This window comes from Hymenobacter caeli (assembly GCF_013294115.1).
Lineage (GTDB): Bacteria > Bacteroidota > Bacteroidia > Cytophagales > Hymenobacteraceae > Hymenobacter > Hymenobacter caeli.
Genome location: NZ_JABSNP010000019.1, coordinates 81,426 through 104,301, shown reverse-complemented (window position 1 = coordinate 104,301; position 22,876 = coordinate 81,426). Strand labels below are relative to the sequence as shown.

At 65.2% G+C, this 22,876-nt stretch carries 14 protein-coding genes; 13 read left to right on the top strand and 1 reads right to left on the bottom strand.

All coding sequences use genetic code 11. From position 1 onward, the window contains the following. The first annotated feature begins 182 nt into the window (after positions 1–182). The 8 genes from HNP98_RS17585 (at position 183) to HNP98_RS17550 (ending at position 15,218) form a co-directional block, all read left to right on the top strand. On the top strand, positions 183–2,177 hold the full coding sequence (locus HNP98_RS17585; RefSeq protein WP_173811482.1) for a hypothetical protein: 1,995 nt from the start codon (positions 183–185) through the stop codon (positions 2,175–2,177). A 208-nt stretch (positions 2,178–2,385) separates the two neighbouring features. Further along, positions 2,386–5,481 (top strand): T9SS-dependent choice-of-anchor J family protein, encoded by a 3,096-nt coding sequence (locus tag HNP98_RS17580; protein ID WP_173811481.1) that lies wholly within the window; start codon positions 2,386–2,388, stop codon positions 5,479–5,481. A 275-nt stretch (positions 5,482–5,756) separates the two neighbouring features. Continuing rightward, complete coding sequence (locus HNP98_RS17575) at positions 5,757–7,409, top strand: TldD/PmbA family protein (RefSeq protein ID WP_173811480.1); 1,653 nt, start codon at positions 5,757–5,759, stop codon at positions 7,407–7,409. A 100-nt stretch (positions 7,410–7,509) separates the two neighbouring features. After that, positions 7,510–8,829, top strand: a complete 1,320-nt coding sequence (locus tag HNP98_RS17570) for a TldD/PmbA family protein (protein WP_173811489.1) — start codon at positions 7,510–7,512, stop codon at positions 8,827–8,829. 58 nt (positions 8,830–8,887) lie between these two features. Further along, complete coding sequence (locus HNP98_RS17565; protein WP_173811479.1) at positions 8,888–10,540, top strand: TldD/PmbA family protein; 1,653 nt, start codon at positions 8,888–8,890, stop codon at positions 10,538–10,540. 108 nt (positions 10,541–10,648) lie between these two features. Then, the gene (locus HNP98_RS17560) at positions 10,649–11,983 is read left to right on the top strand and encodes a TldD/PmbA family protein (RefSeq protein WP_173811488.1); all 1,335 of its coding nucleotides are present in this window, start codon (positions 10,649–10,651) and stop codon (positions 11,981–11,983) included. A 153-nt stretch (positions 11,984–12,136) separates the two neighbouring features. Beyond that, complete coding sequence (locus tag HNP98_RS17555; RefSeq protein WP_173811478.1) at positions 12,137–13,786, top strand: TldD/PmbA family protein; 1,650 nt, start codon at positions 12,137–12,139, stop codon at positions 13,784–13,786. 106 nt (positions 13,787–13,892) lie between these two features. Next, the gene (locus tag HNP98_RS17550) at positions 13,893–15,218 is read left to right on the top strand and encodes a TldD/PmbA family protein (RefSeq protein ID WP_173811477.1); all 1,326 of its coding nucleotides are present in this window, start codon (positions 13,893–13,895) and stop codon (positions 15,216–15,218) included. Positions 15,219–15,382: 164 nt separating this feature from the next. Here the strand turns inward: HNP98_RS17550 and HNP98_RS17545 are convergent, their stop codons facing one another. Beyond that, on the bottom strand, positions 15,383–16,009 hold the full coding sequence (locus HNP98_RS17545) for a porin family protein (RefSeq protein ID WP_173811476.1): 627 nt from the start codon (positions 16,007–16,009) through the stop codon (positions 15,383–15,385). 137 nt (positions 16,010–16,146) lie between these two features. Here HNP98_RS17545 and HNP98_RS17540 point away from each other — a divergent pair, with 137 nt between their 5' ends. The 5 genes from HNP98_RS17540 (at position 16,147) to HNP98_RS17520 (ending at position 22,874) form a co-directional block, all read left to right on the top strand. After that, on the top strand, positions 16,147–16,767 hold the full coding sequence (locus HNP98_RS17540; protein ID WP_173811475.1) for a DUF4159 domain-containing protein: 621 nt from the start codon (positions 16,147–16,149) through the stop codon (positions 16,765–16,767). Positions 16,768–16,956: 189 nt separating this feature from the next. Beyond that, the gene (locus HNP98_RS17535; RefSeq protein WP_173811474.1) at positions 16,957–17,934 is read left to right on the top strand and encodes an AAA family ATPase; all 978 of its coding nucleotides are present in this window, start codon (positions 16,957–16,959) and stop codon (positions 17,932–17,934) included. A 122-nt stretch (positions 17,935–18,056) separates the two neighbouring features. After that, positions 18,057–18,929, top strand: coding sequence for a DUF58 domain-containing protein (locus HNP98_RS17530; RefSeq protein WP_173811473.1), 873 nt, complete (start codon positions 18,057–18,059; stop codon positions 18,927–18,929). A gap of 124 nt (positions 18,930–19,053) precedes the next feature. Further along, positions 19,054–20,583, top strand: coding sequence for a BatA domain-containing protein (locus HNP98_RS17525; RefSeq protein WP_173811472.1), 1,530 nt, complete (start codon positions 19,054–19,056; stop codon positions 20,581–20,583). Then, positions 20,580–22,874, top strand: a complete 2,295-nt coding sequence (locus tag HNP98_RS17520) for a DUF4175 family protein (RefSeq protein ID WP_173811471.1) — start codon at positions 20,580–20,582, stop codon at positions 22,872–22,874. The genes HNP98_RS17525 and HNP98_RS17520 overlap by 4 nt, the downstream gene beginning before the upstream one ends. Positions 22,875–22,876 lie beyond the last annotated feature (2 nt).

The following is a 22,876-nucleotide window of genomic DNA, read 5'->3' as shown; positions in this document are numbered from 1 at the left end:
TTACGCCGTTTATCCGGCGTCTTCTTGGTCTTTTCTGCACTCATGACTCAGGAAATATACGTCCTGCTTCTGTGCGCCTTGACTAGACCACCTCACAGCAAGGCATCTGCCACAACAGCAAACTGTACGTGTCGTTTGATTCACCCAATCGCGGGGCCAACGTGTCGCTGGGAATCCAAGATATGTTTGACCGCTTGCAAAATATTTGGATTGGAGCTGGCAGCGCACAAGATGTTATCAATAACAAACTGTTGCGCGAAGCCACTATGCAAATGACTATCTTCCACTACAACGAAAGGGCCAACGGCTATAGGCAGCAGTGGCAAGGTTGGCAGGCTTCAACCAATAGCTATCCATCTTTATTACGAAAGGTGGCTGTAGCTAATGGAAGCGGAAATGCTATTCCGCAAGCAGGCATGTCCCCGGGCATGCAATTACTTCACTCTGACAACGGATTATTTAGCGGCTATTTCCCTAGGCTTGTAACTGGTCTAAATTACGCTTATGCACTCCCTGGCGTTAGCAGCCGTGGGCATGACAATGTCATTATGCGCTATCGAAAGCCATATTCTATAACAAATAATTGGCACTATTACTATGCTGACCCAAGCTGGGGATACTACGATACGGCTCCTGGCTCAAGTACCCGGGTGGCGGGTGATGCACGTGACGAAAGCGATGGTGCTTTACGGGCCGATTGGGATACCAATACATTCATGGCTACCATCAGTGCATTAGATATCCAAGATGCTGGCTCTATTAATAGCCCAAATCTTGGTTATAATGTTAAGCAGCAAATTCCAGTAAATGACCGCCCAAACCGGGCAAAATATGCATTTGATGCTTATTTTGCAGCAGACAACGTGAATGAACCGCACGTACAAATTACCAATGCGCAAGGCTCTACGCAGGGCAATAATTCTTACAGTACCGACAACGGCAGTTGGATTCAAAACGAATTGCGCGAGTCGGCGCACCACATGCCCGCGGTGCTTGCCAACCAACGATACAACTACGGTAGTCCCTACCGGCACCTGCTGCCTTCTGTGCAAGTCAACAGCTGGGGCGAGCTTGACGTCAACATCTGGGCATTTCCGGTGAATGGGGGTACCGCGGCCACCCAGGGCAGTCCGTCCCAGGCCAACTTCGATGTATACACCTCCAACTGCGCCACGGTCGTTCAGGTCAACGACAACGGCGGCATGTACCTAGGCGACACGTCAGGGCACACCGCTTCGTTGGACATGTCGGCCAACAGCTTGCTAGACATCGGGGCCGGCGGGTATGTTGGTATTAACACGGGCTCGGTGATGCGCATCAAAAAGGGGGCGACTCTGGTGGTGCGCGACGGCGCGGAACTCTACGTGGGTGGCCAACTCATTGTGGAAGCCGGGGCCTACATCTGCGCGGCCAACCAATCCGGCAGTGGCTATGGTATCGTTGTCGGCAGCAACGGCACCTTCACCGTTGATCCATCGGCCAATTACGGGACAAACCCCGCGCTCAACCTCACGAATACGGATTGTACCGTACCGGCCCAGGACCCGCTGTACGTTAACATCACTAACCTTTCTTACCTCAACTACTGCACTTCTCCTTCCGGCCAAAGCAACTACGCGCAGTGGACGGCCGCCGCCACCGGCAGCACCGGCGTGTACGCGTACCAGTGGTACTTCGACGCCAGCGGCACGGGCAATAACTACGGAGGAGTGGTCAGCAACGGTACCACCTTTGGCACGTGCCTGAACGGTTACTCATTTTACGTACGAGTCAAAGTCGTTGTCACAAGCGGCACGCAAACGGCCAGCGCTGAGTACTACGCCCAGCCGCAGACCCGGACGGCCATGTACCCCAATCCCGCAGATACCTACGTGGACGTAGCCAACGAAGACCCCGATGCTTCGGCCAGCAAGGCAAATGCTTCAAACCAGTCACAAAGCTTTGCAACCAGTTCCGCCGTTGAGCCAACTAAAAGTTCTGCTTCTCCGCCGGTTACCGCTGCTATGCCGATGCAGGTGACGGTGTATAACGGGCAGGCGCAGATGGTATTCGATGCTGCGAACGTCACGGCACCAAGCGTACACCTGAACACGCAGGCCTGGCCAGAAGGGCTATATCAAGTGGTCGTCCGGCGCGGGCAAACCACGACGCGGCGTCAGCTCAGCATCCAGCATTAACCCGCCACAGGTAAAAGAATGGCTTCCAGAATCAATCCCCGCCTGCGCATTGCGGGCGGGTTTTTTGTGTTCCGGTCTAGCCGTCGCTTTGCAATCCGCCGGGCAATGTCCAATCTTTGGTCGGTATCGCAACACTGGCGTAACACTGCCCGGGTTTTAATTTGGTAATTTTGCTCCGCGAAAACTATTTTCTACCTCATTTTCTCTGATGAAGCACATTTTACTTTCCGGACTGGCCGCTTGCCTGGCCCTGCTCGCGCCCAGGGCCCACGCGCAGGCCACGCTGGGCACCAGCCCCTACACCGAGAGCTTCGACGGCCTCGCCACGGGCCTGCCCACGGGCTTCAGCGTGTACACCGGGGCCACGGCCACGGCCCTGGGCACGGCGGCCCCCGCGCCGGTGCTCACGCCCAGCGCTGAGGCTTCCACCGTGGCCACGTCCACCATCTGGACGGCTACGAACGGCAACTTTAAAAACTACGCCTCGGCCACGGGCCTGCACAGCAAGGCCACGGCCGCCGCACAGGCCGCCGCTCCCAACCGCGCCTTGGGCGTGCGCCAGACGGGCGCTTTTGGCGACGGCACCACCGCCACGGGCGCAGGCCCGGCCTTTGTGTTTCGAGTGGCCAACACCACCGGCAAAACTGATTTTGCCCTGAGCTTCAAGCTGCAATCGCTCGACAGCACCTCGGGCCGCACCACCACCTGGCGCGTGGACTACGGCACGGGCACCACGCCCACGGCCTTCACGCAGGTGGGCACCACCAGCACCACGGGCCCCGTGTTCTCCAGCACCACCGTGACGGCCAGCTTCGGCGGGGCCCTCGACAACCTGGCCGGGCCGGTCTGGATTCGCATCGTGGCCCCAACGGCCACCACGGGGGCGCAGAACCGCCCCAGCTCGGCCATCGACGACTTTGCGCTGAGCTGGAGCGCCAACGCCGCGGCCCCCTCGCTGGCCGTGGCCCCCGCCGCGCTGGATTTTGGCAAGCAGACCATCAACCAGCCCTCGGCCCCCCAGACCTACACCCTGACCGGGGCCAACCTGACGGGCCCGGTGATGGTGCGGGGCGGTAGCGTATCGAAAGATGGTATCACTTTCAGCGACAGCCTGACCTACACGGTGGCCGAACTGGCGCAGCCCCGGCAGGTGTACGTGCGCGTAACGCCCAACCGGCTGGGCCAGGTGGCCGGCGCTTCTACCAGTGAGATTACTAACCGCAGCGTGGGAGCCACCTCCCGGACCGTAACCGTAACGGTAACCGGCAACGACCCCACCCAGACGGTGTACGACTTCAACGCCTGCACGGGCAGCACCACGCTTTCGGACGGCTTCACGCAGTACAGCGTGGTGGGGGCCCAGGCCTGGGCCTGCACCACCTTCGGCCGTGACCCCGGCAACCCCGCCGGTACGGCGGCCTACCCCAACGCCGTGCAGATGAACGGCTACGCCAACGGGGCCAACGTTACCAACGAGGACTGGCTCATCTCGCCCGCCCTGAGCCTGAGCGGCACCACTTACCCGCTGCTCTCGTACTGGACGCGCACTGCCTTCAACGGCCCGCCGCTGCGGCTGCTGGTTTCGACCAACTACGCCGGCACGGGCAGCCCCAACGCCGCGGGCGTCACCTGGACCGACCTCAACGCCAGCTTCCCCGCCCAGGGCTCCGACGTGTGGACCCTCACCCCGAGCATCGACCTGAGCGCCTACAAAGCGGGCCCCGTGTACGTGGCCTTCGTGTACAATTCGACCACCGACGAAGGGGCCCGCTGGACCGTGGACGATGTGGTGCTGACCAACTCGGCCACGCCCTCGCCGCCCGCCGTGCGCCTCAGCGCTCAGAACCTGAGCTTCGGCTACCAGGCCGTGAACACCCCCGCCTACGCGGTGCTGAACCTGACCACCACTAACCTGACCGGCCCGCTCACCATCACCTCGCCCGGCCCCGCGTTTCAGCTCTCGAAGGACAGCGTGGCTTACAGCCCTTCGCTGACCTACAGCCAGGCCGAGGCCAGCAACCGCACGCTGGCCGTCCGGGTGCGCTTCCTGCCCACCCAGGCCGCCACTACTTACACCGCCGCGCCCACCGTGGCCACTTCCGGCGTGCCCACGCTGACGTTAAACCTGAGCGGTAATACTTACGACGTGGCCAATACCTTGGAAGTGGTGAACTGGAACATGGAGTGGTTCGGCTCCTCGGCCGCCGGCTTGGGCCCCAACGACAAAGATTTACAGTACACCAACGCCAGCAAAGTGCTTAAAGGCCTAAACGCCGACGTGTACGCCCTGCTGGAAGTAGTGGATACCGTGCGCCTGCGCAACTTGGTGGCTGCCATGCCCGGCTACGCCTACCGCGTGTCGTACTTCGGCTCCTACGCCGACGACAGCCTCGACGCCGACTACGCCGGGGCCCAGAAGCTGGCCTTCGTGTACCGCACCAGCGTGGTGCACAACGCCAAGTTCTCGTCGTTCTTCCGCTCGAAGGAGGCCCAGGCCCGCCCCGATTTCAGCTACTGGTCGTCGGGCCGCTTTCCCTACGTGATGCAGGCCGACGTGACGCTGAACGGCGTAACCAAGCCCGTGACGTTCGTGGCCATCCACGGCAAGGCCAACACCAGCCCCACGGCCACGTCCTACGCCCGCCGCAAAAGTGCCTCCGACGAGCTCAAGGCCAAGCTCGACGCCGACTACGCGGGCAAGGACTTCATGGTGCTCGGCGACATCAACGACGACCTTGACCAGACCATTACCGCCGGCATCACACCGCCCGTCACCTCGTACAGTGCCTTCACCAACGACTCCCTCAACTACCCCTCGCCCACCCTCCAAGAGCTGAGTTTGAAAGGCAAAAAATCGACGGTGTCCTACAACGACGTGATTGACCACGTGATTACTTCAAAGTCGCTCTACTCCTACTTCATCAAGGGCACGGCCGAGGTGCAAACCGGCATCGCCGGCACCATCGCCAACTACGGCAGCACCACCTCCGACCACTACCCGGTGCTGACGCGCTACGCCTTTGCGAGCACCGTGACGGGCACCAAGGCCCGCAGCACCGCCGCCCTGGCCCTCTACCCCAACCCCGCCGGCCAGACCGTGCGCCTCGACGTGCCCGAGGCCGGCTCCGGGCTGCGCCTGCTGGTGCACACCGCCACCGGCCAGCTCGTGCTCGACGGCCGCGGCACCGCCGCCCAGCTCAACCAGCAGCTCAACCAGCGCCTGGGCAGCCTGCAAGCCGGCGTGTACCTGCTGCAAGTAATCGGCGCCCAGCAGACTTACGTGAACCGCCTGCTGAAGCAGTAGCCGGCGGCGCAAGCCCTGCGCTTCTGTTAACCAAAATGCCCCGGCCAGCACTGGCCGGGGCATTTTTGTGTGGGCAAAGGCCGGCGGTGGCAGGCCCTGGGCGGCCCCGGGCAGGGCGGGCCACGGCGCTGGTTTTGCCCCCGCGGCCCGGCCGCCGTGCAACCCCGCCGCACCGGCCCGCACCTTTCAGGTGCTGCTGCCGAAAAAAAGCGGCAAGAAAATCGTATTTCCGTCCTACTTTGCGGCGGCGGCCTTCCTCACTCCTGCTTCATCCCGTGAAACGACGCAACTTTGTGGGCCTCACCGGCCTGGCCGCCGGGGCCCTGTTCCTCCCCGCTTTTCCTTCCCTGGGCGGCACGCCCGTGGACCCCGCCCGCCTGCTGGAGCCGGGCCTGGACGTGGCCCAGAAAAAGCGCCTGGCCGACGCCGGCCTGAACGCCGCCAGGGCCGCCGGCGCCAGCTACGCCGATGTACGCATCGGCCGCTACCTCAACCAAAGCATTTTTACGCGCGAAAAGCAGGTGCAAAACCTGGCCAGCGGCGAGAGCTTTGGGGCCGGCGTGCGGGTGCTGGCCGGCGGCACCTGGGGCTTCGCGGCCACCAACAACGTGAGCGAAGCCGGCCTGGCCAAAGCCGCCCAGCTGGCCGTGCAAACGGCCAAGGCCAACAGCAAAGTGCAGAAGGAACAGGTGCGCCTGGCCCCGCAAAAAGGCTACGGCGAGGTGAGCTGGAAAACACCCATCCAGCAAAACGCCTTCGAGGTGCCCATTGCCCAAAAAGTGGAACTGCTGCTGGCAGCCAACGCCGCGGCCCTGGCCAACGGCGCGTCGTTCGTGAACTCGTCGCTGTTCCAAATTAATGAGCAGAAGTATTTTGCGAGCACCGACGGCTCGTACATCGACCAGGACGTGCACCGCATCTGGCCCACGTTCTCGGTCACGGCCATCGACAAGGCCACCGGCAAGTTCCGCTCGCGCGACGCGCTGAGCGCCCCGATGGGCCTGGGCTACGAGTACCTCACGCCCAAGGCCGCCGACCAGGTGGCCGGGGCCGCCGGCACGGGCCTCGTCGGCTACCGCAACAGCTACGACATCCTCGCCGACGCGGCGTTGGCGGCCAAGCAGGTGAAGGAAAAGCTGACCGCCAAATCGGTGGTGCCCGGCAAGTACGACCTCGTACTCGAACCCAACCACCTGGGCCTCACCATCCACGAGAGCGTGGGCCACCCGCTGGAACTCGACCGCGTGCTGGGCTACGAGGCCAACTACGCCGGCACTAGCTTCGCCACCTTGGAGTGGAAAGCCAAGGGCCTGCCCTACGGCTCGAAAGTGGTGAACATTGTGGCCGACAAGCTGCAACCCGGTTCGCTCGGGGCCGTGGGCTACGACGACGAAGGCGTGAAAACCAAGCGCTGGGACCTCATCAAAGAAGGCCGGCTGGTGGACTACGAAAAGATTCGCGACCAAGCCCACATCGTCGGGCAAACCGAATCGGATGGCTGCTGCTACGCCGATTCCTGGGATTCGGTGCAGTTCCAGCGCATGCCCAACGTGAGCTTGCAGCCCGGCAAGGCCAAGCTGAGCGTGGACGAGCTCATCAAGAACGTGGACAAGGGCATCTACATCGCCGGGCGCGGCTCCTATTCCATCGACCAGCAGCGCTACAACTTCCAGTTCGGCGGCCAGGTGTTTTACGCCATCGAGAAGGGCAAAATCACCGAAATGCTGGAGGATGTGGCCTACCAGGCCAACACCCAGGAATTCTGGAACTCCTGCGCCGCCACCTGCGACGAATCCGACTACCGCCTGTTCGGCTCCTTTTTCGACGGCAAGGGCCAGCCGAGCCAGGCTTCAGCCGTGAGCCACGGCTCGGCCACCACGCGCTTTAACGGCGTGAACGTGATTAACACGGCCCGGAAAATTGGGTAATTTTTTTAGCTGTTAGCTTACAGCTGTTGGCTCTTAGCTTCTTCCCAGAGGCCTGGTCACCACCAAAAGCTAACCGCGATAAGCTAACCGCTCCAACGAAATAGCCATGCTCTCCAAAGACGACGCCCAAACCATCCTCAAGAAAGTCCTCAGCTTCAGCACCACCGACGAGTGCGAGGCCACGCTCAACGGCAGCACGGGCGGCAACGTGCGCTCGGCGCGCAACTCCATCAGCACCGCCGGCGCGGCCGAAAACGTGTCGTTGTCGGTGCAGGCACGCTTTGGCAAGCGCAGCGGCCTGGCCACCTGCAACGAGTTCGACGAGGCCAGCCTGCGCCGCTGCGTGCAGCGGGCCGAGGAAATTGCCCGCCTCGCCCCCGAGAGCCCCGAGTACGTACCTCTTCTAGGGCCCCAAACCTACCTCACGTCGCCCGGCTCGTTTGCGGCGCGCACGGCCGCCATCACCCCCGACTACCGGGCCGAGCAAATCGGGGCTAGCATGGCGCTCTGCGACCAGAAGAAACTCAGCTCCGCCGGCTTTTTCAACGACTCGGCCGGCTTCGTGGCCAAGCGCAACTCGAAGGGCCTGGAGGCTTACCAGCAGCGCAGCAGCGTGGATTTCTCCATTACCGTGCGCACGGCCGACGGCACCGGTTCGGGCTACGCCATTGCCAACTACACCGATTTGGCGAAGTTTGACGCCGCCCGCCTCACGCGGGTAGCGGCCGATAAAGCGGCCTCCTCGGTGAACGCCAAGGCCATCGAGCCGGGCAAGTACACCGTGATTTTGGAGCCCGCCGCGGCCGTTGATTTGCTGAGCAACATGATGGGCGCCATGGACGCCCGCAACGCCGACGAAGGCCGCAGCTTCCTCAGCAAGAAAGGCGGCGGCAACAAGAAGGGCGAAAAAGTCTTCGACGAGCGGGTCACCATCTTCTCCGACCCCACGAACCCCGACGTGCCCGACCTGACGTTCAGCGGCGACGGCCGGCCGCAGCAGCAGGTGACGTGGGTGGAAAAAGGCGTGGTGAAAAACCTCTACACCTCGCGCTTCTGGGCCCAGAAATCGGGCGTGCCCGACATCCCGCCGCCCGGTGGCTGGATAATGGCAGGCGGCACCCAAAGCACCGCCGACCTCATCAAAAGCACCGCCAAGGGCATCCTCGTCACGCGCCTCTACTACATCCGGGCCGTGGACCCGCAGACGCTGCTTTACACGGGCCTGACGCGCGACGGCACGTTTTACATCGAAAACGGGGCCATCAAGTTTCCGGTGAAAAACTTCCGCTTCAACGAGAGCCCGGTCATCATGCTCAACAACCTGGAGGCGCTGGGCAAGCCGGTCCGGTTGGGCGGCAACTTGGTGCCGCCCCTCAAAATCCGGGACTTCACCTTCACGAGTTTATCGGACGCAGTGTAATCGAAGCACCGAGCATAACAGCCTATAAAATAACTAAATACCCCCTTCTCTGCATACCATGAAAAGACGCAACTTTGTGGGACTGACCGGCCTGGCGGCCGGGGCCCTGTTTCTTCCCAGCTTCCCCAGCCTCGGCGGCGCCCTGGTGGACCCCGCCCGCCTGCTGGAGCCCGGTGCCGACACCGCCCAGAAAAAGCGCCTCGCTGATGCCGGCCTTAACGCTGCCAAAGCTGCCGGCGCCAGCTACGCCGACGTGCGCATTGGCCGCTACCTCAACCAGAGCGTGTTCACCCGCGAAAAGCAGGTACAGGGCATCGCCAGCACCGAGAGCTACGGCGTGGGCGTGCGCGTGATTGCCAACGGCACCTGGGGCTTCGCCTCCACCAACACCGTGACCGAGGCGGGCATTGCGAAGGCCGCGCAGCTGGCCGTGCAAATTGCCAAGGCCAATAGCAAAGTGCAGAAGGAAAAGGTGCAGCTGGCCCCGCAGGCCGGCTTCGGCGAGGTGAGCTGGAAGGCTCCGATTCAGCAGAACGCGTTTGAGGTGCCCATCAAGGACAAGGTGGATTTGCTGCTGGGCGTGAACGCGAAGGCCCTGGATTTGGGCGTGTCGTTCGTGAATTCGATTTTGTCGCAGGTGAACGAGCAGAAGTACTTTGCCAGCACCGACGGCTCGTACATCGACCAGGACATTCACCGCATTTACCCCTCGTTCAACGTCACGGCCATCGACCGGGCCAGCGGCAAGTTCCGCTCGCGGCAGGCCCTGAGCTCGCCCGTGGGCATGGGCTACGAGTACCTCACGCCCAAAGCGGCCGACAAAGTGGCCGGCCCCACGGGCTCCGACGTTGTGGGCTACAAGTACAGCTACGACATGTTGGAAGACGTGGCCGCCGCCGCCAAGCAGGTGAAGCAGAAACTGACCGCCAAGAGCGTGGTACCCGGCAAGTACGACCTTGTGCTCGACCCGCACCACCTGGGCCTCACCATCCACGAGAGCGTGGGCCACCCGCTGGAGCTGGACCGCGTGCTGGGCTACGAGGCCAACTACGCCGGCACCAGTTTCGCTACCCTGGAGTGGAAAGCCAAGGGCCTGCCCTACGGCTCGAAAGTGGTGAACATTGTGGCCGACAAAACGCAGCCGGGCACGCTGGGCGCGGTGGGCTACGACGACGAAGGCGTGAAAACCAAGCGCTGGGACCTCATCAAAGAAGGCCGGCTGGTGGACTACGAAAAGATTCGCGACCAGGCCCACATGGTGGGCCAGAAGGAATCGGACGGCTGCTGCTACTCGCAGTCGTGGCAGGACGTGCAGTTTCAGCGCATGCCCAACGTGAGCCTGCAGCCCGGCAAGGCCAAGCTGAGCGTGGACGAGCTGGTGAGCAAGGTGGACAAGGGCATCTACATTGCCGGCAACGGCTCCTTTTCCATCGACCAGCAGCGCTTCAACTTCCAGTTCGGCGGGCAGGTGTTTTACGCTATCGAGAAGGGCAAAATCACCGAAATGCTGGAGGACGTGGCCTACCAGGCCAACACCCAGGAATTCTGGAACTCCTGCGCCGCCACCTGCGACGAGAGCGACTTCCGCTTCTTCGGGGCTTTCAACGACGGCAAAGGGCAGCCCTCGCAAAGCTCGGCCGTGAGCCACGGCTCGGCCACCACGCGCTTTAACGGCGTGAACGTGATTAATACGGCCCGGAAAATTGGGTAATTTTTTTTAGCTGTTAGCTTACAGCTGTTGGCTCTTAGCTTCTTCCCAGGGGCCCGGCCACCACAACAAGCTAACAGCTAACCGCTATAAGCTAACCGCTCCAATAAAATAGCCATGCTCTCCAAAGACGACGCCCAAACCATCCTCAAGAAAGTCCTCAGCTTCAGCACCGCCGACGAGTGCGATGCCACGCTCAACGGCAACACGGGCGGCAACGTGCGCTCGGCGCGCAACTCCATCAGCACCGCCGGCGCGAACGATAATATTTCTCTCGCTGTGGAAAGCCGCTTCGGCAAGCGCAGCGGCGTGGCCACCTGCAACGAATTCGACGAGGCCACCCTGCGCCGCTGCGTGCAGCGGGCCGAGGAAATTGCCCGCCTCGCCCCCGAAAGCCCCGAGTACATGCCCCTGCTGGGGCCCCAAACCTACCTCGACGGCGGCCGCGCCTTTGCCGCCGCCACGGCCGCCATCACCCCCGACTACCGGGCCGCGCAAATCGGGGCCAGCATGGCCCTCTGCGACCAGAAAAAGCTCAGCTCCGCCGCATTCTTGAACGACTCGGTGGGCTTCGTGGCCAAGCGCAACTCCAAAGGGCTGGAGGCTTACCAGCAGGTTTCCAACGTCACGTTCTCGGTGACGGTGCGCACGCCGGACGGCACCGGCTCGGGCTACGCCTCGGGCGACTACATCGACGCGGCGAAGATGGACGCGGCCCGCTTCACGAAGATTGCCGCCGACAAAGCCGCGTCGTCTGTGAAAGCCCGCGCCATTGAGCCCGGCAAGTACACCGTGATTCTGGAGCCCAACGCGCTGCTGTCCAACGTGGATACTTCGCTGCTCGGCGCGCTCATGCAGAGCCTCGATGCCCGCAACGCCGACGAAGGCCGCAGCTTCCTCAGCAAAAAAGGCGGCGGCAACCGCAAGGGCGAAAAGCTGTTTGACGAGCGGGTAACCATTTATTCCGACCCGCTGAACCCGGACATCAGCGACCTGACGTTCAGCGGCGACGGGCGCCCGCAGCAGCGCACCACCTGGATTGAAAAGGGCGTGGTGAAGAACCTCTACTCCACCCGCTTCTGGGCCCAGAAGGCCGGTATTCCCGACCTGCCCCGCCCCAACGGCTGGGTGATGGAAGGCGGCACCCAAAGCACCGCCGACCTCATCAAAAGCACCGCCAAGGGCATCCTCGTCACCCGCCTGTGGTACATCCGCCCCGTCGATCCGCAAACGCTGCTGTTCACCGGCCTGACGCGCGACGGAACCTTCTACATCGAAAACGGGGCCATCAAGTTTCCGGTGAAAAACTTCCGCTTCAACGAGAGCCCGGTCATCATGCTGAATAACCTGGAGGCCATCGGCAAGCCCGTGCGCCTGAACGGCAACCTGGTGCCGCCGCTGAAAATCCGCGACTTCACCTTCACCAGTTTGTCCGACGCGGTGTAGCGGCGCGACGTCGATTTCGCACCGAGTTAAAACAAACTTGGCAGATTTTCAAAGAGTTAGAACCTTCTCTGTGAAAATCTGCCAAGCTCGTTTTAACTCGGTGCGAAATTTTTATTTATGAAATAGTACATTTTCTATCTTTTCTTTACCGACATGAAAAGACGTGACTTTGTGGGCCTCACCGGCCTCGCCGCCGGGGCCCTGTTTTTGCCCAGCTTGCCCGGCTTCGGCCACCCGCTGGTGGACCCCGCCCGCCTGCTGGAACCGGGGGCCGACGTGGCCCTGAAAAAGCGCCTGGCCGACGCGGCCCTGAACGCCGCCAAAACCGCCGGGGCCGACTACGCCGACGTGCGCATCGGCCGCTCGCTGAACCAGTACGTGTTTGCCCGCGAGAAGCAGGTGCAGAACATCGTGAGCACCGAGAGCTACGGCGTGGGCATCCGGGTGCTGGTGGCGGGCTGCTGGGGCTTCGCCTCCACCAGCGTGGTGACGGAGGCCAACCTGGCCGCCACCGCCCGCGAGGCCGTGAGCATAGCAAAGGCCAACAAAATGGTATCGAAGGAGCCCGTGCAGCTGGCCGCGCAGACGGGCTACGGGGAGGTGAGCTGGAAAACGCCCATCCAGCAGAGCGCCTTCGAGGTGCCCATCAAGCAGAAGGTGGACCTGCTGCTGGCCGCCAACGCCGCCGCCCTCGACGCCGGGGCCAGCTACATCAGCTCGGCCCTGTTTCAGGTGAACGAGCAGAAGTACTTCGCCAGCACCGACGGCTCGTACATCGACCAAGACATCCACCGCCTGTGGCCCACGTTCTCGGCCACGGCCGTGGACACGAAGACCGGCAAGTTCCGCAGCCGCGAGGCGCTGAGCGCGCCGGTCGGGCTGGGGTTCGAGTACCTCACGCCCAGCGCGGCCGAGCAGGTGCGGGGGCCCCAGGGCACCGACACGGTGGGCTACAAGCTGCGCTACGACATGCTGGCCGATGCCGCAATGGCCGGCAAGCAGGCCAAGGCCAAACTGACCATGAAATCGGTGACCCCGGGCAAGTACGATTTGGTGCTCGACCCCGGCCACCTGGGCCTCACGATTCACGAGTCCGTGGGCCACCCCACGGAGCTGGACCGCGTGCTGGGCTACGAGGCCAACTTCGCGGGCACCAGCTTCGCCACGCTGGAGTGGAAGGCCAAAAACCTGCCCTACGGCTCGAAGGTGGTCAACATCGTGGCTGACAAGCTCCAGCCCGGCTCGGTGGGCAACGTGGGCTACGACGACGAGGGCGTGAAAACCCGCGAGTGGGACCTCATCAAGGAAGGCAAGCTGGTGAACTACCAGAAAATCCGGGACCAGGCCCACATCGTGGGCCAGAAGGAGTCGGACGGCTGCGCCTACGCGCAGTCGTGGGAAGACGTGCAGTTCCAGCGCATGCCCAACGTGAGTCTGAAGCCCGGCACCGCCAAAATGAGCCCCGACGAGCTGGTGAAGGGCGTGGAAAAAGGCATTTACATCGCCGGGGCCGGCTCGTTTTCCATCGACCAGCAGCGGTTCAACTTCCAGTTTGGCGGGCAGCTGTTTTTCGCCATCGAGAAGGGCAAAATCACGGAGCCGCTGGAAGACGTGGCCTACCAGTCGAACACCCAGGAGTTTTGGGGGGCCTGCGCGGGCTCGTGCGATGCCTCGGACTACCGCTTGTTCGGGACGTTTTTCGACGGCAAGGGCCAGCCCAGCCAGGTGTCGTCGGTGAGCCACGGCTCGGCCACCACGCGCTTCAACGGCGCAAACGTGATTAATACAGCGCGGAAAGTTTGATTTCTTAAGCTGTTAGCTATTAGCCGTTAGCTGTTAGCTTCCGTTGAGGAGGCACGACAGCAAAAAAGCTAACAGCCAACAGCTAACCGCTAACAGCTCAAAAAAAATGGCTATTCTCTCCCAACCCGAGGCCCAGGCCTTGCTGAAAAAAGTGCTCGGCTACAGCACCGCCGACGAGTGCGCCGCGTCGCTGGACGGGCGCACCACGGGCAACATCCGCTACGCCCGCAACAGCGTGAGCACGGCGGGCTCGCAGAATTCCGTGTCGCTGGCCGTGGAAAGCCGTTTCGGCAAGCGCAGCGGCGTGGCCACCTGCAACGAGTTCGACGAGGCCACCCTGCGCCGCTGCGTGCAGCGGGCCGAGGAAATTGCCCGCCTTGCCCCCGAAAGCCCCGAGTACGTGCCCCTGCTGGGGCCCCAAACGTACCTGAGTCCGCCTTCGGCGGCCCCCACGGTGCTCACCGCCGCCGCCCGCGCCCAGGCCGCCGCCGACAGCATGGCCGTGTGCGCCGCCCGCAACCTCACCGCCGCCGGCTTTCTCGACGGCGGCACCCGCTTCACGGCGCTGCGCAACTCCAAGGGCCTCGAAGCCTACCAGCAGTCCACCAACACCGACTTCTCGGTGACGGTGCGCACCGCCGACGGGCGCGGCTCGGGCTACGCCATTGCCGACGTGACGGACCCCACCAAGCTCAACGCCAAAGCCCTGACGCAGCGCGCCGCCGACAAAGCCGCCGCCTCGGTGAACGCCAAGGCCATCGAGCCCGGCAAGTACACCGTGATTCTGGAGCCCGCCGCGCTCGTGGACAGCGGCGACCTCTCGCTGCTCGGCGGCCTGATGTACGGGCTGGACGCCCGCTCGGCCGACGAGGGCCGCAGCTTCATGACCAAGAAGGGCGGCGGCAACCGCAAGGGCGAGAAGCTCTTCGACGAGCGCATCACCATCTACTCCGACCCCCTGAACGCCGAGGTGCCCGGCAACGCCTTCGACGGCAACGGCCTGCCCACCCAGCGCCTGGGCTGGATCGAAAAGGGCGTGGTGAAGCAGCTGTACTACTCGCGCTTCTGGGCCGAGAAAAACAAGGTGACCGCCACGCCCTTCCCCAGCGGCTTCGTGATGAGCGGCGGCACCCAAAGCACCGCCGACCTCATCAAGAGCACCGCCAAGGGCATCCTCATCACCCGCCTCTGGTACATCCGCGAAGTGGACCCGCAAACGCTGCTCTACACCGGCCTGACGCGCGACGGCACGTTCTACATCGAGAACGGGGCCATCAAGTTCCCCATCAAGAACATGCGCTTCAACGAGAGCCCCATCATCATGCTGAATAACCTGGAAGCCATCGGCCGGCCCGTGCGCCTGGCCGGCTGCCTGGTGCCCCCGCTCAAAATCCGCGACTTCACCTTCACCAGCCTCTCGGACGCTATTTAGGTGAAGGGGGTGAATAAGGGTGTCCCAGAACGTCATGCCGAGCGCAGCCGGGGCATCTCGCGTGCAACAGTAAATCAATTGATTTGATCAGTTCAGCACGCGAGATGCCCCGGCTGCGCTCGGCATGACCGCCCGGGACGCACCCGCTCATCCCCCACATGCACTCATTTTCCGAACTGGATGGCGGCGTAGGCCTGGAATACACGGTTTTGCAGGCGCGGGTCGTTCGTGCCGGTCAGGGTTTTGGCGTCGTTGATGTCGTTGAGGCCGGCCACGAAGCGGCCCCCCAGCGTGAGGCTGCCAAACTTGAGGCCCGCCCCGGCGGCGAGGCTGAAGTCGGCCCGCTTGTACTGGTCGGTGGCAGTCTGGTTGTCGGCCTGGCCGGTGCTGGGGTTGCCGTTGGTGCCGGTCACTTGCACCTTGCCGTTCTGGGTGGCGTTGACGAGCACCCCGAACTGCGGGCCGGCCTCCACGAACACGGGGCCCAGGGTGACCTTGGCCAGCACCGGCAGCGCGAAGTAGTGCAGCTTGGTGTCGTAGTCGGAATAGGCGTCTTTCAGGTTGCCGCCCTGGAGCGAGTACTGGATTTCGGGCTGGATGGACAGGGGCCCGACGAGCTTGATTTGGTAAAAGACGCCGACGTGGTAGAACGTTTTGTAGGACGACGACTGGCCGTCGGAGCCCGAGATTTCGGCCGCGTTCACGCCGGCTTTCACGCCGAACTGGGCCTGGGCTTTGGGGGCAAAAGCTACCGCCAGCGCGGCGGCGAGGGGAAAGGCTAGTAGTTTCATGGCGAAGGATATAAAAATAATTTGGGGTGATTACGTAAACGAAGCGTCGCGGGCGGTCTAAAATTGTCCTTCTGAGCGGTGCCGTTTCAAAAAGTTTAAGTCCCCGACCCCGGTTGGCCCGTTCTTTACCCGCGTTTATGCCCGTTCCCTTCACGTTTGTGCGCCTCAGCTACCACTCCGGCGACTGGGACGCGGTGGACGAGCGGATGCCCGCCAACCTGCTGCACTCGCTGGTGCAGTACACCAAAGTGCCCGTCGAGCCCAAGGAAAAAGTAGTGGCCCTCGACAGCCCCGCGCTGTTCGGCTACCCGTTCTGCTACCTGAGCGGGCACCGGCTGGTGCAGTTTTCGGCGGCCGAGAAGAAGAACTTCACGCAGTACGTGCGCAACGGCGGCTTCGTGTTCGTGGACGACTGCAACCACGACATCGACGGCCTGTTTGCCCGCTCGTTTGAGGAGCAGATGCGCGGGTGCTTCGGGCCCCAGGCCCTGAAGAAAATTCCCAAAACCCATCCCATCTACTCGCAGTTTTTCCAGTTCAAGGAAGGGCCCCCGAACACGGGCTTCGAGCTGAACGGCTGGGGCGACGACCTGGTGCACGACTATCTAAAGGGCATCGAAATTAAGGGCCGGCTGGGGGTGCTGTATTCCAATAAAGACTACGGCTGCGAGTGGGACTACGACTTCCGCAACAAGCGCTTTTTGGCGGAGGATAACACCAAGTTTGGGGTCAACATTTTGCTGTACGCCTTGTCCTGAGCTTTTTAGACTTGTTCCCGAAGAAAACGCCTCACAAAAGGCCGTCATGCCAAGCGCAGCCGAGGCATCTCGCCCGCTGACTAATCATGATTACTGCTGCACGCGAGATGCCTCGGCTGCGCTCGGCATGACGGCCTGACTGATTCCAACACTAAAAGCTAATAGCTAATAGCCAACAGCTCAAAAAAAATGACCGAACAAGACGTTAACACGTTGCTGGCCAAGCTGCCGGTATTGAAAGCCGAAATTGGCAAAGTCATCGTGGGGCAGTCGGCGGTGCTCGACGAGGTGCTGGTGGCGCTGCTGGCCGGCGGCCACGCCCTGCTGGAAGGGGTGCCCGGCCTGGCCAAAACCCTGCTCGTGCGCACGCTGGCGTCGGCCACCGATTTGCCGTTCCGCCGCATCCAGTTCACGCCCGATTTGATGCCCACCGACATCCTCGGCACCGAGGTGCTGGAGGAAGACCACGGCACGGGCCACCGCTCGTTCAAGTTCAACCCGGGGCCCATTTTCGCCAGCCTGGTGCTGGCCGACGAAATCAACCGCACGCCGCCCAAAACCCAGGCCGCCCTGCTAGAGGCCATGCAGGAGGGCCACGTGACCTACGCCGGCCAGGAGCACGCGCTGCCCAAGCCGTTTTTCCTGCTGGCCACCCAAAACCCCATCGAGCAGAGCGGCACCTACCCGCTGCCCGAGGCCCAGCTCGACCGCTTCCTGCTGTACGTGCGCATCGGCTACCCCACCGAGCAGGAGGAAATGGCCGTGCTCAGCGGCACCACCGGCACCGCCGGGGCCCAGGTACGGCCCGTGCTGGGCGGCGACGACGTGCGCCAGCTCCAGCAGCTGGTGCGCCAGGTGGGCCTCAGCCCCGAGCTGCTCAGCTTCGTGAACCGGCTGGTGCGGGCCACCCGCCCGGCCACGTCGGCGGTGAAGTTCATTCAGGACTACGGCCGCTGGGGCGCGGGGCCCCGGGCGGGCCAGGCGCTCATCCTCTGCGCCAAGGCGCGGGCCCTGCTGCAAGGCCGCTTCGCCGCCACCCTGGACGATATCAGGGCCCTGGCCCCGCCCGTGCTGCGCCACCGGGTGCTGCTGAACTTCAACGCCGAAGCCGAGAACCTGACGCCCGACGACGCGGTGGCGGCGCTGCTGCAAGCGGTGCAGGTGTAGCGCAAGGTTTGCGTGCTGTGTAGGCAATACAGGCCGTCATGCTGAGCTTGCCGAAGCATGACGGCCTGAGGGCTCTAAATCCAACAACTAGTAACTGACAACTAGCAACGAACAACTAGAAAATGCTCAGCCCCGAACTCCTGCACGCCCTGCGCAACCTGCCGCTGGCCGCCAAGCGGGCAGCCGAGGGGTTCCTCGCGGGGGCCCACGCCAGCCGGCGGCACGGCGTGGGCATGGAGTTCAGCCAGTACCGGCCCTACCAGCCCGGCGACGACCTACGGCGGCTCGACTGGCGCCTGGCGGCCCGCTCGGACCGCTACTACCTGCGCGAATCGGAGGTGGACACCAGCCTGACCGTGCACCTGCTGCTGGACGCCAGCGCCAGCATGAACCACCGCGACGCCAACGGCCTCACCAAGCTCGACTACGGCCGGCTGCTGCTGGGGGCCCTGGCCTACCTGGCCCAAAACCAGGGCGACGCCGTGGGCCTGACCATCCTCCGCCCCAGCGGCTTGCGCCACCTGCCGCCCCGGGCCGACAGCCGCCAGCTGCCGCGCCTCTACCACGCCCTCGAAACGGCCGAAGCCGCCGGCACCTTCCCCGACGCGGCCGCGCTGGCCCCCCTCACCGCCCGCCGCCAGCGGGCCCTGACGGTGTGCGTGAGCGACTTGTACGAGGACGACGGCGAAATAAACCGCCTGCTCAAGCGCCTGCGGGCCGTGAGCGGCGACGTGCTGCTGCTGCACCTGGTGGCCGATAATGAACTGAATTTCAACTACCGTGGCGCCGTGACGCTGCGCGACCTCGAAACCGGCCAAACCCTGCAAATCGACGCCGACCAGCAGCGCGCCGCCTACCAAGCCCAGCTGCAAGCCTGGCTGACGAATACCGCCCAAGCCGCCCGCCGCCAGGGCTTCGACTACCACTTGCTGAACACCGCCGCACCGCTCGATGGGGCCCTGCGCGAGTTTTTGCGAAAACGCGCCAGCTCGTGAAGCCTTGGCGAAACTTACTTTTCACTTGGCGAAACCTTGCGCGAAATGCATTTCGCGCAGGGTTTCGCCAAGTGAAAAGTAAGTTTCGCCAAGGAAATTTTTGACCGAAATTCATCCCTGCCTTTTGCTCACCCTCACCTCTCCTTCTGCGCTGCTGGCTTTGCTGGGCCTCCTGGTGCCGCTGGCCATCTACCTCTGGAACCGGCGGCCGGGGCCCGAGGTGGCGGTGGGCAGCCTGCGCTGGCTGGCCGCCGGGGCCAACCGCCGCCTGCGCAACCTGAAGCCCGAGCAGCTGGCGCTGCTGCTGCTGCGGGCCGCCGTGCTGGGGGCCCTGGCGGTAGCGGTGGCCGGGCCAGCGTGGCGGCAGGTGCGGCCCGCCGGCCGCGGCCAGGTGCTGGTGGGCCCCGAGCTGGCGGGCACCCCGGCGCTGGCGGCGGCGCGGCCGGGGCTCGACTCGCTGCGCCGCCGCGGTTATGCATTTCGCTGGCTGGCCCCGGGCCTGCCGGCGGCGAGCCCCGATTCGCTGGGCCGCTACGGGGGCCCGGCGGCAGGTAATTTTGCCTGGGCGCGGGTGCGGCAAGCGGCCGACTCATTTCCCGGGCAGCCGCTGCGCGTGGTAGTGGCCAGCACGTTGCGTGGGTTGCAGGGCCCCCACCCGCCGCTGCCGGCCGCGGTGCGCTGGCAGCTGCTGCCCCCCGGGACCCCGGCAGCGGCGTGGCTGGCCGAAGCCGCGGCTTCGGCCGATAGCCTGCGCCTGCTGGTGGGCCGCAGCACCGCCACCCAAACCACTTTCCGGCCCGTGGCCGTGGCCGTGGCCCGGCCGGCTGGCGGCGGGCCGCTGCGCGTGCCCGGCCTGGGGCCCCTGCGCTACCTCACCGCCGCCGACGGCACCGATCGGCTACGGCCGGACTCCGCTGCGCCGGGCCCCGGCCTTGCCGTGGCGGGGCCCCTGCGCGCCGTGCTGTACGCCACGCCCGGCCACGCCGAGGAGGCCCGCTACCTGCGGGCGGCGCTGCAGGCGGCCGCCCTGGGGCTGGCCGCGCCGTTGCAGCTGACTACCGCTACGGTCGCGCCGGCTTCAGCGACGGGCGTCAATTGGCTGTTTTGGCTGTCTGATGCGCCCGTACCGGCCGCCTGGCGGGCCGCGGCGGCGCGGGGCGCGCACGTATGGCAAGCCGCTGCGGGCCCCGGCGCGGCCGATACCGCGCAGCTGGTGGCTCCGGCCGCCGAAGCCGCCGCGGTGGCGCTGTTTCGGCGCACCAGGCTGCCCGCAACGGTGGGCGCGCCGCTGTGGACCGATGCGCGGGGGCGGGCCGTGCTGACTCGGCAGGCCGTGGGGCAAGGCGCTTTTTACTACTTGGCCACCCGCCTGCAACCCGCCTGGAGCGAGCTGGCCGACAGCCCGGCCCTGCCCGCCCTGCTGCTGGAAGTGCTGCGGCCCGCCCGGGCCGCCGCTGCGTTTGACGCCCACGACCAGCGGGCTTTTGATGCGGCCCAGCTTCCGGCGGGGCCCGCGGCGGCCGTGCGGGCGCGGCCCGCCACGGCCTACACTTTCGCTGATTTGCGGCCGTGGCTGGTACTGCTGGCACTGCTGTTGTTTGCCGCGGAGCGCGGGCTGGCCCGGCGCACCGCCGCCTTATCCCCTACTGTATGATGCCAGCCGTTCTCCCTTCCGACGCGCCCCCCCGGGCCGGGGCCCCGCGGCAGCTGGCCGCCGTGGGCCGCCGCTACGCGCTGCGCCGGGCGGCGGCGGCGCTGCTGCCGGTGCTGGCCGGGGCCCTGTTGCTGGCAGGCCTGGCCCGGCACTGGCCCGGGGCCATCCCGGCGCTAGTAGGACTGGGTATCATGGCGTTGGGTCTAGCCGCGTGGCGCGGTTGGCCGCTGGGGGCCCTGCCCGCCCCCGCCGTGGCCCGCCGGCTCGACCGCCGCTTTCCGCAACTCGAAGACAGCACCGGCCTGCTCCTGCTTTCGCCCTCCGGCCTGAGCTTACTTGAACGGTTCCAGCAGCAGCGCGTAGCCAGCCGGCTGGCGCAATTGGTTGACGGCGAGGCGGAACTACTACCCGTAGATTTCCGCCGACCGGGCTTGCTGGCCCTGGCGCTGCTGGCGGCCGGGGCGGGCGCCTGGGCCTGGCCGGCGGCGGGGCCCCGGGCGGTGGCCCCGGCGGCTGTGGCGGTGCACTTCAACGCGCGGCCCACCAAATCGGGGGCCCCCGCCCCGGCCCGCATCCTCGAAACCCGGCTGCTGGTGACGCCCCCGGCCTACACCCGGCGGGCGGCGTTTGCGCCGGCGCAGGCCTCGTTTCAGTGCCCGCAGGGGGCGCGGGTGCGCTGGGTGGTGCGCGTGAGCCGGCCCGCGGCGGCCGGGGCTCCGCAGCTGGAAATCGGCGGGCGGCGGGTGGCCTTCCGGCCGGTGGCGGGCGCGGCCAACACGTTTGCCACGGAGCAGGTTTTGAACGCTTCGGCGCTGTACCGGCTGCGGTTTGCGGGCACCGTGTCCGACGACTATGCCATTGACGTGCTGGCCGACCAGGCCCCGGCGGTGCGCATCCTCACGCCCAGGGCCTACACGCTGGTGCCCGCCCACGGGGCCCGGGCCGAGGTGCCGGTGCGGGCCCTGCTGCGCGACGACTACGGGTTGAGCAACGCCGAGCTGGTCGTCACGGTGGCCCAGGGCGCGGGCGAAGCGGTAAAATTCCGCGAGGTGCGGCGCGACCTCGGCGGGGCCCTGGGGGCCCAGCCGGCGCAGGCCACGGTGGGCAGCCTGCTCAACTTAAAGCAGTTGGGCCTGACGTATGGCGACGAGCTGTACTTCTACATTTCGGCCCGCGACAACGCCGGCCACGCCGCCCGCTCCGACGCCTACCTCGTGCAGTGGCAGGACACCGCCCGCGCCGCCGGCGTGTCGGGCCTGATGGGGGGCCCCAAGGTGGCCCCGGCGTACTTCCGCAGCCAGCGCCAGCTCATCATCGACACCGAGAAGCTGTTGGCCGAACGCAAAAAACTTACCCCCAGCGAATTAACCGCCCGTGCCAACGAGCTCGGGGCCGACCAGCAGGCGCTGCGCCTGCGCTACGGCAAGTTTATGGGCGAGGAACTGGAGCCCGGCATAGGCGTGACGGCGGGGCCCGAAACCGAAGCTCGGCCCGCGCCCCGCGCCGAGTCGCACTCACCCATCGCGGAAGACGACGAGGCGCCCGTGCCCGCCGCCACGCCCGCGGGCCACGACGACCACGACCACGAGGCCAGCGCGTCGACCGACCGCAACGCCTCGCCCACGGCCGAAACCGATGCCCTGATGCAGCCCTACATCCACAAGCACGACGACGCCGAAACCGCGGATTTCCTGGAGCCGGCTGTGAAAACCAAGCTGCGCGCCGTGCTCGACCAGATGTGGGCCGCCGAGCTGCGCCTGCGCACCGGCCAGCCCGCCGCCGCCCTGCCCTACGAGTACCGGGCCCTGCGCCTGCTCAAGCAGGTGCAGCAGCAAACCCGGGCTTTCGTCAAGAAAGCCGGCTTTGCGCCCCCGGCCGCGCCCGAGCCCGGCCTGCGCCTCAGCGGCGACCTGAAGGGGGCCGCCGCGCCGCGCTTGCTGGCGCAGGTGGCCGCCCCCGCCGCCCAGCCCGCCGTGCGCGGGGCCCTGGCCTGGCTGGCCGCCGTCGCGGCCGGGCAGCCCGCCCGCCCCGCCGACGCCCGCCGGCTGGAACCCGCCGGGGCCGTACTGGCCCAGGCCGCCGTGCAGCACCCGGGGGCCTACCTCGCCGCGCTGCGCGACCTGCGCCGCCTGCTGGCCGACGTGCGCGCCGCCCGCCCGCCCTGCCCCGACTGCCGCCGCACGGTGGCCCGCGCCCTCACCGCCCTGCTCCCGCCGCCCACCCCCACCGAGGCCCCCGCCCCGGCCCCCGACCGCCTGGCCCGGCGCTATTTCCAAAACTTAAGCCGTTGATT

Coding starts and splice junctions, on each gene's coding strand:
- HNP98_RS17530 (WP_173811473.1), top strand. CDS start 18,057: ATGCTCAGCCCCGAACTCCTGCACGCCCTGCGCAACCTGCCGCTGGCC.
- HNP98_RS17565 (WP_173811479.1), top strand. CDS start 8,888: ATGAAAAGACGCAACTTTGTGGGACTGACCGGCCTGGCGGCCGGGGCC.
- HNP98_RS17550 (WP_173811477.1), top strand. CDS start 13,893: ATGGCTATTCTCTCCCAACCCGAGGCCCAGGCCTTGCTGAAAAAAGTG.
- HNP98_RS17545 (WP_173811476.1), bottom strand. CDS start 16,009: ATGAAACTACTAGCCTTTCCCCTCGCCGCCGCGCTGGCGGTAGCTTTT.
- HNP98_RS17580 (WP_173811481.1), top strand. CDS start 2,386: ATGAAGCACATTTTACTTTCCGGACTGGCCGCTTGCCTGGCCCTGCTC.
- HNP98_RS17520 (WP_173811471.1), top strand. CDS start 20,580: ATGATGCCAGCCGTTCTCCCTTCCGACGCGCCCCCCCGGGCCGGGGCC.
- HNP98_RS17585 (WP_173811482.1), top strand. CDS start 183: ATGTTTGACCGCTTGCAAAATATTTGGATTGGAGCTGGCAGCGCACAA.
- HNP98_RS17540 (WP_173811475.1), top strand. CDS start 16,147: ATGCCCGTTCCCTTCACGTTTGTGCGCCTCAGCTACCACTCCGGCGAC.
- HNP98_RS17555 (WP_173811478.1), top strand. CDS start 12,137: ATGAAAAGACGTGACTTTGTGGGCCTCACCGGCCTCGCCGCCGGGGCC.
- HNP98_RS17535 (WP_173811474.1), top strand. CDS start 16,957: ATGACCGAACAAGACGTTAACACGTTGCTGGCCAAGCTGCCGGTATTG.